Origin of the sequence: Caballeronia sp. LZ062, assembly GCF_031450785.1 — a bacterium.
GTDB lineage: Bacteria > Pseudomonadota > Gammaproteobacteria > Burkholderiales > Burkholderiaceae > Caballeronia.
In genome coordinates, this window is sequence record NZ_JARTWB010000002.1 from 2283519 (window position 1) to 2296396 (window position 12878).

The 12878-nt window shown below is 65.2% G+C and carries 10 protein-coding genes; 3 read left to right on the plus strand and 7 right to left on the minus strand.

Translation table 11 applies throughout. The annotated features are described in order from the left end of the window. The first annotated feature begins 39 nt into the window (after positions 1-39). The gene (gene leuA, locus P9239_RS16680; protein WP_309752814.1) at positions 40-1692 is read left to right on the plus strand and encodes a 2-isopropylmalate synthase; all 1653 of its coding nucleotides are present in this window, start codon (positions 40-42) and stop codon (positions 1690-1692) included. Positions 1693-1711: 19 nt separating this feature from the next. On the opposite strand, the gene P9239_RS16685 is transcribed toward leuA, so the two are convergent. Together P9239_RS16685 and P9239_RS16690 are read right to left on the minus strand one after the other, a co-directional pair. Next, a complete protein-coding gene (locus P9239_RS16685; RefSeq protein WP_309752816.1) occupies positions 1712-2095 on the minus strand; it encodes a nuclear transport factor 2 family protein in 384 nt (127 codons plus the stop codon). 45 nt (positions 2096-2140) lie between these two features. Then, positions 2141-2707 carry an acyloxyacyl hydrolase gene (locus tag P9239_RS16690; RefSeq protein ID WP_309752818.1) on the minus strand — a complete coding sequence of 189 codons (567 nt, stop codon included), beginning with the start codon at positions 2705-2707 and terminating at the stop codon, positions 2141-2143. A gap of 355 nt (positions 2708-3062) precedes the next feature. On the opposite strand from P9239_RS16690, the gene rpoH reads away from it, so the two are divergent. Beyond that, the gene (gene rpoH, locus P9239_RS16695) at positions 3063-3998 is read left to right on the plus strand and encodes an RNA polymerase sigma factor RpoH (protein ID WP_309754105.1); all 936 of its coding nucleotides are present in this window, start codon (positions 3063-3065) and stop codon (positions 3996-3998) included. 137 nt (positions 3999-4135) lie between these two features. Here the strand turns inward: rpoH and nagE are convergent, their stop codons facing one another. The 5 genes from nagE to P9239_RS16720 form a co-directional block, all read right to left on the minus strand. Continuing rightward, positions 4136-5917, minus strand: a complete 1782-nt coding sequence (gene nagE / locus P9239_RS16700) for an N-acetylglucosamine-specific PTS transporter subunit IIBC (protein ID WP_309752820.1) — start codon at positions 5915-5917, stop codon at positions 4136-4138. A 72-nt stretch (positions 5918-5989) separates the two neighbouring features. Beyond that, the gene (gene ptsP / locus P9239_RS16705) at positions 5990-8578 is read right to left on the minus strand and encodes a phosphoenolpyruvate--protein phosphotransferase (RefSeq protein ID WP_309752822.1); all 2589 of its coding nucleotides are present in this window, start codon (positions 8576-8578) and stop codon (positions 5990-5992) included. 12 nt (positions 8579-8590) lie between these two features. After that, positions 8591-9598, minus strand: a complete 1008-nt coding sequence (locus P9239_RS16710) for an SIS domain-containing protein (protein ID WP_309754107.1) — start codon at positions 9596-9598, stop codon at positions 8591-8593. Continuing rightward, positions 9588-10694: an N-acetylglucosamine-6-phosphate deacetylase gene (gene nagA, locus P9239_RS16715; RefSeq protein ID WP_309752824.1), complete on the minus strand. Its 1107-nt coding sequence runs from the start codon at positions 10692-10694 to the stop codon at positions 9588-9590. The genes P9239_RS16710 and nagA overlap by 11 nt, the downstream gene beginning before the upstream one ends. Before the next feature lie 166 nt (positions 10695-10860). Then, on the minus strand, positions 10861-11595 hold the full coding sequence (locus P9239_RS16720) for a GntR family transcriptional regulator (RefSeq protein WP_309752826.1): 735 nt from the start codon (positions 11593-11595) through the stop codon (positions 10861-10863). Between the two features lie 443 nt (positions 11596-12038). Between P9239_RS16720 and P9239_RS16725 the strand changes: the two genes are divergently transcribed. After that, positions 12039-12854, plus strand: a complete 816-nt coding sequence (locus P9239_RS16725) for a bifunctional helix-turn-helix transcriptional regulator/GNAT family N-acetyltransferase (RefSeq protein ID WP_309752828.1) — start codon at positions 12039-12041, stop codon at positions 12852-12854. The last annotated feature ends 24 nt before the right edge of the window (positions 12855-12878 follow it).

Here is a 12878-nt window from a genome sequence, read left to right on the forward strand (position 1 = left end):
CTCTCGCAGGCGCTACGCTCCTGAAAGAGATCGACGATCATGATGCCGAACCCCGCCGAGAAATATCGCCCGTTCCCGCAAGTCCGTCTGCACGGCCGACGCTGGCCGAATCGCACGATCGAGAAAGCGCCCATCTGGATGAGCACCGATCTGCGCGACGGCAACCAGTCGCTGATCGAGCCGATGAGCATCGCAGCGAAGCTCGAATTCTTCGAGATGCTGGTCGCGACGGGTTTCAAGGAAATCGAGGTGGGGTTCCCGTCGGCGTCGCAGACCGACTTCGACTTCGTGCGCAAGCTGATCGACGAAAAGCGCATTCCCGACGACGTCACCATCGAAGTGCTGGTGCAGTCGCGGCGCGAACTGATCGAGCGCACGTTCGAAGCGGTCGAGGGCGCGAGCAAGGTCATCGTGCATCTCTACAACGCGATCGCGCCGTCGTTTCGCCGGATCGTGTTCAATCAGTCGAAGGAAGAAGTGAAGGCGCTCGCCGTGGAAGGCACACGCATCATCAAGGAATGCGCGGCGGCGCGGCCGGCAACGCACTGGACCTACCAGTACTCGCCCGAGACGTTCAGCATGACGGAGCTGTCGTTCGCGCGCGAAGTATGCGATGCGGTCGCGCAAGTGTGGCGTCCGACGCCCGATCACAAGATGATCGTCAATCTGCCCGCGACGGTCGAATGCGCGACACCCAACGTGTTCGCCGACCAGATCGAGTGGATGGACCGCAACCTGGGCTTTCGCGACAGCATCGTGCTCTCGGTGCATCCGCACAACGACCGCGGCACGGCGGTGGCCGCTGCCGAACTCGCGCTGCTGGCGGGCGCGGACCGCATCGAAGGCTGTCTCTTCGGCAACGGCGAGCGCACGGGCAACGTCGATCTCGTCACGCTCGCGCTGAATCTGTACACGCAGGGCATCGATCCCGGCCTCGACTTCTCGGATATCGACGCGGTGCGCCGCGTGGTGGAGCGCTGCAATCAGCTTCCGGTGCATCCGCGCCATCCTTACGCGGGCGACCTCGTGTTCACCGCGTTTTCCGGGTCGCATCAGGACGCCATCCGCAAAGGCTTCGCGCAGCGCGTGCCGGGCACGCCGTGGGAAGTGCCGTATTTGCCCATCGATCCCGCCGACCTCGGCCGCAGCTACGACGCCGTGATTCGCGTGAACAGCCAGTCTGGCAAAGGCGGCGCCACGTATCTGCTCGAACGCGGGCTGGGCTTCACGCCGCCGCGCCGCGTGCAGATCGAATTCAGTCATGCAGTGCAGGCGGTCGCGGATGAATCCGGCGAGGAAATCAGCGGCGACGCGATCTGCGCGCTCTTCAAGCGCGAATATTTCGACGCGGGCGGGCCGGTGTCGCGCGTGGATGCGTCGGCGGTTTCCGTGCTCGGGCGAAGCATTGCGATACCGCCCGCTTCAAGCGCCGCGAGCGAGGAACATTACGCGCAGGCTGTCGCGTCGGGCATGGGCGTGGGCGCGAGCGTGAGCTGGTTCGAGTCGACGGTGACGGCCAACGGCGAGACTGCGGTCTTCGTGGGCTGCCGCGTCGCCGACGAACCGATGCGCTTCGGCGTCGCAGTGCATGTGAACCCCGCGCTCGCGGTCGTCGATGCAGTCGTGAGCGCGGTGAATCGCTCGAAGCAGATTGCGCGGCGGGTGCGCGAGGACGAAGCCGTGGAAGCCTGACGGCGCCGATGGCGACGCGCTATTCGAGCGCCACGCGCGTCGCCTGAAGCGCGAGCAGTTGCCACTGACCGCCGGTTTGCACGTGGACCGCCGTGTAGGCGATGGGAAAGAGCAGCGCGCCGTTCTTCGATTCCATCTCGATCAGCGCGCGGCCCGACACGAGACACGTCTCGGGACCGGCGGAGACCACGTCCTGCGTCTGAATCTCGATCTGACGATAGCGGCGGCGCCCGGCGGTAATCGCGTCGATGAACTGACGCTTCGTCTCGCGCTTGCCGTTGGTGTGGACATAGCTGACGTTCTCGGCCAGCAGCGTCTCGAGCGCCGCGGCGTCGCTCTCGACCATCGCCCGGAAGCGGTCGCGTTCGAGGCCGCGGATGGCCTCAAGAGTCTTTGCCGGCATCTGTCGGTTCCCCTTGCGCCGGGGAACCGATGCACCGGCGCCCCGTCAGAAGTTGTATTGCAGATATAGCTGGCTGAAATTTATACCAGGATTCGGCTCTTTGATACTCGCGTTCGAGAGATGCTGGAAGCGAAAACCGGCCTGATAGTTCTGCTTTGCGCCGAAGATTGCGCCCACGCCGACCATGTCGGCAAACTGGAATCCGCTGGACAGCGTGTAGTCTTCCGTGATGCGCGCGTGCGAGATGAGCCGGACGCCCACGCCCGCTTCCACGAACGGCCGGATATAGCCGGAGCTTTTCACGAACCGCAGCACCGGCGTGACGCCAAATTCCCAAACGTTCGGATTGACCGAGTTGCTTTCCTTCGTGTGCCAGTATGCGACGTGCCCCTCGCCGAGGAGCGTGAAGTGGAACCCGCCGATTTCCCACCACGTCAGGTTCGGGTCCCAGACGATGCCGACGTCGGCTTTCTTGAAGTCATGGTTGGCGACGCCGCCCGCGATCTGAAGTCCGAACCGGTCGGCATGTGCCGCCGCCGACGCCAGACCGAGCGAAACCGCGATGGCGCCGTGAGACAACAAACTGCGCCAGAGAAGCTTGTTTTTCTGCATGAGCGCCCCATGTAAGGGTGATGTTACGTCCCGCCGAGCGGTGGTCGGCGCATTGTATTTCGGTTGACACATATTTGCACAATCCAGCGCATCTTGCCGCTTTGATTGAATAATCCGTTGCGCTAATGTGCATATGCGGTAAATTGTTCGATCTAACGCTTCGCTTTCGGTAAGTTCAGCTCAATCGCTCGAGCTCGGCTGCCTATCAAACCCACGAAATCGATAGTTTTGTGGGAACTCCCACACGTCGTTCCCCTCTAACACTTAGCACTCGGATTGACGGAGTGCTAATATCGTGACTGGCCTGCCGCCGCCGTTGCGGCCGCAGGCAATTGTTGACAAGGAGCTTATGAGCGTGACCAATGCGATGACCCTTCCGAATGTTGTAGGCTCGGCACCTGCCAAGGCATCTTCGGCAGGCGCGCTGACGTACGCACAGTCGTCGATGCTGACCGGCCAGATCGGCAACATCGATTCCTACATACAAGCAGTGAACCGTATTCCGATGCTTTCGCCGGCAGAGGAACGTCAGTACGCCACCGAATTTCGCGAGCAAGGCAACCTGAACGCCGCGCGGCAGCTCGTGCTGTCGCACCTGCGTCTCGTCGTGTCGATCGCCCGCAACTATCTGGGCTACGGCCTGCCGCACGCAGACCTGATCCAGGAAGGCAATATCGGTCTTATGAAGGCCGTGAAGCGCTTCGATCCGGAGCAGAACGTGCGCCTCGTGTCGTACGCCATGCACTGGATCAAGGCCGAGATTCACGAGTACATCCTGCGCAACTGGCGCATGGTGAAGGTCGCGACGACCAAGGCGCAGCGCAAGTTGTTCTTCAATCTGCGCAGCCACAAGACCGGCCACGCGGCGTTCACGCCGGGCGAGATCGAAGGTCTGGCTAGCGAGCTGAATGTGAAGCGCGAGGAAGTCGCGGAGATGGAAACGCGCCTTTCGGGCGGCGACATCGCGCTGGAAGGCCAGGTGGAAGACGGCGAAGAAGCGTTCGCGCCGATCGCCTATCTGGCGGACTCGCACAACGAGCCGACGAACGTAATCGCCGCGCGCCAGTTCGACAAGCTGCAAAGCGACGGCCTTTCCACGGCGCTGGAATCGCTCGACGAACGCAGCCGCCGCATCATCAAGGCGCGCTGGCTCGACGTGCAGGACGACGGATCGGGCGGCAAGACGCTGCACGAACTGGCCGACGAATTCGGCGTCTCGGCGGAGCGCATTCGCCAGATCGAGGCGAGCGCCATGAAGAAGATGCGCACCGCGCTGCACGACTACGCGTAACGCAGCAGCGAGCCTGTAGCAAGCGTGTTCGAACCCCGCTGTCGAAAGACAGCGGGGTTTTTGTTTGCCTGCGCGACGCGCATGGAAACAAAAACGGCGCCCGAAGGCGCCGTTTCTGCGAACACTTGCTTACCGCATCAAGCCGGCATCGGCGCTGCGCCGCCGCCGTTGCCGGTCAAACGCGTGGCCATCTGCGCCGCGTACCGCTGCGCCGCCTGACCCACGACGATGTGGAACGTATCGGCCGACACCCACGCCACATCCAACTGCGACAGACGCTGACGATCCACCGACGACGGATCGCGCACGACGACGCGCAGGCGCGTTTGCGCGACGGCATCGAGCGAAACGACGTTGGTCGCGCCGCCGAACACCGCGAGCCAGCGCAGCGGGTCCGGATCGAGCGGGCCGGCGGTTTGGTCGGCTACGCCTGCGGCCGCAACCGCGGGCTGCGCCGGAGCCGAAGATGCGGGCGTCGCGCCGCGCGTCGACGAGTGCTCGAGTTCGCCACGAATTTCATCGGCGATGAGGTCCGCTTCCGGTCCGATGATGACCTGCACGTTCGTCTTGCCGCGCTTCAACACGCCACGCGCGCCGATGGTCTTCAATTGCGGCTCCGACACTGCCTCGGTATCCACCACCGAGAGACGCAGGCGCGTCGTGCACGCATCGACGAGCGTCAGGTTCGACGCGCCGCCCAGCGCCGCGATGTACTTCGTGGCGCGCGTGCTCGCCGCTGCCGGGGCGACGTCGCCCGGCACATAGCCACCGACAGGCGTTGCATCCGTTTGCGCGTCGGTCGTGGCAGGCTCGCGGCCCGGCGTCGCCATGTTGAACTTGCGGATGAAGAAGCGGAACAGGCCGTAATACACGATGCCGTACACGAGACCGATCGGAATCGCCAGCCAGCCGCGCTGCGATAGGCCGTAGTTCAGCACGTAGTCGATCGCGCCCGCCGAGAACGTAAAGCCCAGGTGAATGCCGAGCGCCGAGCAAATGGCGAGCGACAGACCCGTCAGCACCGCGTGGATGCCGTAGAGCACCGGCGCGAGGAACATAAAGCTGTACTCGATCGGCTCGGTCACGCCGGTGAGGAACGCGGTCAGCGCCATCGAAAACAGCAGGCCGCCGACGACCGCGCGGCGCTCCTTCGGTGCTTCATGGAACATCGCGAGACACGCGGCCGGCAAGCCGAACATCATGATCGGGAAGAAGCCGGTCATGAAACCGCCCGCCGTCTGGTCGCCCGCGAAGAAGCGATGCAGGTCGCCGTGCACCACCGCGCCGCCGCCCGGCGGCGTGAACGACCCGAACACGAACCACGCGAGCGAGTTGATGATGTGGTGCAGACCCGTCGCGAGGAGAATCCGGTTCAGCACGCCGAACACGAACGTGCCGAGCGCGCCGGCCGTCGTCAGCCAGTTGCCGGCAGCGTCGATGCCGGATTGCACCGGCTGCCATACGTAACCCAGCACGATGCCGATAAACAGACACGCGACGCCTGTCACGATCGGCACGAACCGCTTGCCGCCGAAGAACGCCAGATACTCGGGCAGCTTGATGTCCTTGAAGCGGTTGTACATGTACCCCGCGACCATACCCGCGATGATCCCGGACAACACGCCCATGTTGAGCTTGTCGTTGATGTCCTTCATGACGGCGGTTTCGATCAGATAACCGATCGCGCCGGCGAGACCTGCCGTGCCGTTGTTGTCCTTCGCGAAGCCCACCGCCACGCCGATGGCGAACAGAAGCGGCAGGTTCGAGAAGATGGCGTCGCCCGCGTCGGCGATCATCTTGATGTTGAAGACATCGGGCTGGCCTAGACGCAACAGCAGGCCGGCCACCGGTAAAACGGCAATCGGCAGCATCAGGGCGCGGCCTAAGCGCTGCATCTTTGCAAACGGGTTAGCGTCCATCGGGGGTTCTCCAAAAGATATAGGTCTTGTCGTTGCTGCTCGGGTTGTGGCTACGAATGAAGCATCAAGCGTTTAGTCCTGCGGCCAGATTTCGCGGCTAGCCGCTCTTACTGCCTGCGCCGATTCGAGCGCGAGGACGTCTTCCGCGCGCTGACGGCAAAGCTGGTAATCGAGATTGCGCACGCGCGCCTTGATGCCGGGCACGGACGACGGATCCACGGACAGTTCCGTCACGCCGAGGCCGACAAGCAGCGGCACCGCGAGCGGATCGCCGCCGAGCGCGCCGCACACGCCGACCCATTTGCCGTGCTTTTCCGCGCCCTGCACCGTCATCTTGATGAGCCGCAGCACGGCCGGATGCAGGCCGTCGGACTGCGCCGCCAGATCGGGCTGGCAGCGGTCCATCGCGAGCGTGTATTGCGTGAGATCGTTCGTGCCGATAGAGAAGAAATCGGCGTACTTGGCGAGTTGGTCCGCCAGCATCGCCGCCGACGGCACTTCGATCATCACGCCCACTTCCACCGGCTCCGTCCGCCCCGCTTCGCGCGCCAGTTCGTCGATGCGTGCGCGCAGGCGCTGCAGTTCGCCGGCATCCGTGACCATCGGCAGGAGAATGCGGACCGCGCCCGCCGGCTTGACGGCGAGCAGGCCGCGCAACTGGTCGTCGAGCAGGTCCGGCCGCACTTGCGCGAGACGGATGCCGCGCAGGCCCAGCGCCGGATTCTCTTCGGGCGGCAGCGTCAGATAGTCCACTTCCTTGTCGGCGCCGACATCCAGCGTGCGGATGATCGCGCTGCGACCGGCCAGCGCCTCGACGATTTCCTGATAGCTCGACGCGTGCTCCGCCACCGTCGGCGCAGCCTGGCGATGAATAAAGAGCAACTCGGTGCGCAAGAGGCCGACGGCGTCCGCGCCGTTTTCGACAGCGGCCTTCGCGTCGTCGAGCGTGGCGATGTTCGCCGCGATTTCGACATGACGGCCGTCACGCGTCGATGCCGCCTGCTGCGACATCTTGCGGTTCGCCTCGCGCACGCCCGCAAGACGCTCGCGCTCGTGACGCGCACGTTCGACATCGAGCGCGCTCGGTGCATATTCGAAGCGGCCCGCCGACGCGTCCACGACCACTTGCGCGTCTTCGGGAACCGCGTGCAGCGCATCGCCAATGGCGACGAGCGCCGGAATGCCGATCTGCCGCGCGATGATCGCCGCGTGCGAGGTTGCGCCGCCGCGCGACATCACGAGCGCGGTGACGCGCGTGCGGTCGATCGACGCCAGATCGGACGGCGTGAATTCGGTGGCCGCGAGCACGGCTTCGTCCGGCAGCGCGCGCGCCGCCGTGTTTGTCAAGCCTAGCGCGCGCAGCACGCGCTTTTCGATGTCGCGCAGGTCCGCCGCGCGTTCGGCGAGCAGTGCGTCGTTCACGTTGTTGAGCAGCGCGATTTGCGCGCGGATCGCCTCGCGCCATGCAAAGCCTGCGCTCTTGCCGAGGCTGATCAGATCGCGCGCGGCATCGACGAGCGTCGGGTCTTCCAGCAGCACGCGATGCACCGCGAAAATGCCCGCTTCGCCGACCGCGCCGCGCTGCGATGCCGTGCGCACGGTGACTTCGAGTTCGGCATCGACTTGCGTGATGGCCTTGTCCAGCGCGCGGCTCTCGGCGGCGGACGGACCGCTCGCCTGTTCCGGCGGCACGATTTCCTGGTCGTCCCAGCGCACCAGCTTGCCGACCGCGATGCCTGGCGCCGCGCACACGCCCGCGAGCGTGTTCGGCGGCAGCGGCTCGGCGGACGCGCGGGCAACGGGAACCGGCGTGGGCGACTGCTCGCGCGCCGGCTTTTCTTCGACTTCGCCCTGCGCCGCGCGCAGCAATTCGGTGGCGACGGCATCGACCGCTTGCTGCGCCTGCGCGCCCAAGCCGACGAGTTCGATGGTCGCGCCCTCGCCCGCGCCCAGCCCGAGCAGACCCACGACGCTTTCGACCGGCGCCTTGCGGCCTTCGAAGCGCACTTCGACCTTGGCGTCCAGACCGCGCGCCGCCTCGCGCGCCCGCGCCGCCGGCCGCGCGTGCAAACCGCCCGCGTGGGCCAGCGTGACGGTGCGCCGCGCTTCGGTCATCACGTTCGACGACGAGCGCGCCACGTGCGCCGCCGCGCCGTCCTTCGCGCGCAGGACCAGCATGCGCGCGCCTGCCTTCAGCACGCCACGGCCGGCGCGCTGGGCGACCTCGAATGCGTCCCCATTGGCGACCGCGATCACGGAAACGAGACTCGGTGCATGCTGCGCGACGAAATCCGCGTTGAACTCGATGAGCGGCTGGCCCGCACGCACCGTCGCGCCTTGTTCGACCATCGGCGCGAAGCCTTCGCCGCCCAACTCGACCGTGTCGATGCCGATATGCACGAGAATCTCCGCGCCCGCTGCCGTGCGCAGTGTGACCGCGTGATGCGTGCGCGCGAGATGCGTCACCGTGCCGTCGCACGGCGAAAGCAGCACGTTGTCGAGCGGATCGATGCCGATGCCGTCGCCGAACATCCCCTCGGCGAACACGGGGTCGGGCACGTCGGCGAGCGGCACGACGGGACCGGTAAACGGAGCGAGCAGAACGATATCGCTCGGGTTATCGGTGGAATGGTTCAACACGGAGTCCTCGGCACGGCGCATCGTCTATCTCACTCAATGGGTTTCAGTGACCTTGTTCAGGTGGCGCGGCGCGTCGGGGTTGCGCCCGCGCGCGGCGGCAAGACCTGCCGCCATCACGTAGAACGAAAGGATCGCGGCGATCGGATCGAGCGCCGGGTGGTCGGTGGCGACGAGCGGCAATTCGGCGCCGGGCACGTCGTCGGGTGCTGCGAGCAGCACGCGTGCGCCGCGTGCGCGCATGTCCGCCGCCAACTGGATGAGACCGGCCTGCTCCGGCCCGCGCGGCGCGAAAACGAGCAGCGGATAGTCGCGGTCGATGATTTCCATCGGACCATGACGCACTTCCGCGCTCGAGAACGCTTCGGCCTGAATGCCCGACGTTTCCTTCAGCTTGAGCGCCGCTTCCTGCGCGATGGCAAGCCCGAGGCCGCGCCCGACGACGATCATGCGGTCGACGCCTTTCAGTTCTTCCACGGCGCGCGTCCAGTCGAGCTTGCCCGCCGCGCGCAGCGCATCCGGCAGCGACTTGAGCGCGTTCAGCAGTTCGGCGTCGCGCTGAACGTGCGCGATCACGATGGCCGACAGCGACAGCATCGCGATATAGCTCTTGGTTGCGGCAACCGAAAGCTCCGGTCCCGCGAGCAGCGGCAGGAAATATTCGCAGGCGTTTTCCAGCGGCGAACCGGCGACGTTGACTGCCGCGACCGTGAATGCGCCCGCTTCGCGCAACGCCTGCATGGTGCCGACGAGATCCGGGCTCTTGCCCGACTGCGAGAACGCGACGGCAAGCTGGCCGGACACGCGCAGCGGCGCTTGCTGCAACGTGGCGACGGACATGGGCAGCGACGCGACTGGCACGCCGATGCGGCTCATCGTCAGGCTGGCGAAATAGCTCGCGGCATGGTCCGAACTGCCGCGAGCGACGGTCAACGCGACATGACGCGGCTGCTCCGCGAGCTTCACGGCAAGCGCCTCGATGCGCGAGGTATCGGCGAGTTGGGCCGCGACGACATCCGCGGACTCCAGCGCCTCAGTGAGCATATTCGACAATCGATTCTCCTTCGACATAAGTGGCGGTCAGCGCGAAGTCCCGGTCGAGGACGACCATGTCGGCCCACGCGCCGCGCGCGATGCGGCCGCGGTCTTCGAGCCCGAGGTAGTCGGCGGGATAGCGCGACAAGCGATTCGAAACGTCCGCGAGCGGAATGCCCAGCGAAACGAGATTGCGCAGCGCCTGATCCATGGTCAGCGTGCTGCCTGCGAGCGTGCCGTCCGCCAGACGCACGCCGCCCATGCACTTGGTGACGTGCTGGCTGCCGAGGCGGTATTCGCCGTCCGGCATACCGGCGGCGGACGTGCTGTCGGTCACGACATAAAGCCGCGGAATGGCGCGCATGGCGGCGCGAATGGCGCCGGGGTGAACGTGCAGCAGGTCGGGAATCAGTTCGGCGTACTCCGCATGTGCGAGCGCTGCGCCGACCATGCCGGGATCGCGATGATGCAGCGGCGACATCGCGTTGAAGAGATGCGTGAAACCGCGCGCGCCGTGCTTCAGCGCGTTGACGGCGTCGTCATACGTGCCGAGCGAATGCCCGAGTTGCACGCGCACGCCGCGCGCCGCCATGTCGGAGATGATCTCGAGATGACCCGAAATCTCCGGCGCGATGGTCACGACGCGGATCGGCGCCAGTTCGAGGTACTTGAGCACTTCGTCGCGCACGGCGACGGCGGCTGCGTCCGGCTGTGCGCCGAGCTTGCCAGGATTGATGTACGGTCCTTCCAGATGCACGCCGAGCACGCGCGCGCCGCTGGCGGCGCGGCGCTTCGCCTGTTCGCCGAGGCCGGCGACGACCTGCATGAGTTCGTCGCGCGGGGCGGTCATCGTGGTGGCGAGCAGGCTCGTCGTGCCGTGTTGCGCGTGCTGGCGCGCGACGGTATCGGCCGCGTCGCCGCCTTCCATGATGTCGCGCCCGCCGCCGCCGTGCACGTGCAGGTCGATGAAGCCCGGCAGGATGTACGGCGCGTCGTTGGCCGACGGATCGGCGATGTGGCCTTCGAGCGCCGTCACGCGACCGTTTTCGAAACGAACGGTGCCGTGAATCCAGCCGTCGTTCGTCAGTATGTTTCCTTTCAGCATGAAGTTCTCTGGAAATACGCAGTGCGTAGTGAGGTTCAGGTGCGGTTCGCGCCGCGTTGCGAGCACGCGGGTCCGCGCCAATGCTTCCATGCGCAGCCGGCGAACGGCTTCTTTTGGTCCTCTCGTTCTCTTTCTTGCTCTCTTCTTTCGATGCGTGGCTCGGCCTTCATCGATGCAACTCCGCAACGAAGTCGTAGTAGTCGTCGCGGCAATACGTATCCGTCAATTCAATTGCGCGCTGATCCGCCGCATAGCCGATGCGCGTGATCACGAGCAACGCGGCTCCGGGTGCCACGCCCATCATGCGCGCGACTTCCGCGCCTGCGTTCACCGCGCGGAAGTGCTGCAACGCGCGCACGACCGCCTGACCGCGCTCCTCCAGATACCGGTAGAGCGACGCGCCGATCACGAGCGGGTCCGGCACCAGCCAGGCGGGCAGCGTGGAATGCTCGACCGCCATCACGATGCCGTCCGCCCGCCGCAATCTTCTGAGACTCGCCACCGCCGCGCCGGGCGACAAACCGAGACGCACGGTTTCATCGCGATTGGCCGTGCGCAGGCCGCGCCCGAGCCAGACCGAATCCGGCGCGAAGCCGCGTTGTTCCATCTTTCGGGTAAAACCGGTGAGCCTGGACAACGGATCCTCGACGCGCGGCGTGATGAAACTGCCCGTGCCGCGCACGCGCCTGATGAGCCCCTGCTCGACCAGCAACGCAATTGCCTTGCGCGCCGTGATGCGCGATACCCCGACGCCCTCGGACAACGTCCGCTCTGACGGCAGCGCCTCGCCGGCCGACCACGCGCCAGCGTGAATGGCCGAAGCAAGACGCGCGGCCAGCTGGAGATACAGCGGCGTGTCGCTGTCACCGTCGGGCGTCAGATCTTTCCAAGTTCGTCTCACGAAACGACCTCACGACGCCTTAGGTGGAGCCCATTATATAACCAACATAATACCAGTCAACGCGAGCAGAACTATCCATGACCGATGGCAGTTTCTGTCCGTAATCAATAAGTTACAACCTGTTTAGACGGTGACTTCACAACATCATCGCTATCGGGACTTACCCGCATAGCCACCGCGATGAGACCAATCAATACCCGCTGCCGGGAATCCGTAAAAATTCGGGCATTTTCGTATTCGCACGATCGTGCTTTCTTTGGCACAATGCGCCATTAGTTCGGAATCGCAACTAAATCAAATAGAACCACATATCTTGAGAGAGCAAAGGCACAATGGGATGCTTTGATCCGAGTCGGGCTGTCGAGGCCGTGCGGCGCTTCAACCGCTTTTACGCGCGCCACGCGGGCGCTTTTCACGAGCGCCTTCACAGAAGCCACTTCTCATTGACGGAAGTCCGCATTCTTCACGAGCTCGCGCACGAACGCGCGCACACCGCCGCAGACCTCGCGCGCAACCTTGGGCTGGACACGGGTTATCTCAGCCGGCTCATCACCAACTTCCAGAAGCTCGGTCTGGTCGTGCGGCGCAAGAACGAATCCGACGGGCGCGCGCATCTGTTGACCATGACGCCCGAGGCAAAAGCCAAGGTCGACGAACTCGATCTTCATGTCTCCACGGAGACCGCGTCGCTGCTGCATATGCTGGCGCCGGGCGAGATCGAGCAGTTGTCGCTGGCGATGGCGGACATCGAGCGCCTTCTATCGCCACCTTCACAGCATGTCGCCACGCGGCTGCGCAGCCCGCGCTGCGGCGACTTCGGCTGGATGATCGAGCGCCACGCGCACCTCGACGTTTCCGACCGCGCGAGCCTTGCCTACGAAGCGCACGCGGCAAAGGTCGTGTCGCGCTTTCTCGGCGCAATGCAGCGGGACACGCCGCGCATCGCGTGCTGGGTGGCAGAGCAGGAGGGCGACGCGCGCGTCGGCGCTGCGCTGCTGACCGCCGCGTCCGAGGGGCAGGCGTGCATCGAATTGTTGTTCGTCGAGCCGGGCGCACGCCGCCGCGGTCTCGGAGAGCAACTCGTCGCCGCGTGCACGAACTTCGCGCAGGGCGCGGGCTATGCGAGCGTCGTGTGCAGGCTGGATCAAGCGCGGGAAGATCTATGCAGCCTCTTCATGCGCACGGGTTTCAAGGCTCACCAGGGCGACGATGCAAGCCTCGTCTGGGAGCGCGAGTTGCGCCGCATCTACGCCGACTGAGCAAAAAAAACGGCGTCCGCAGTG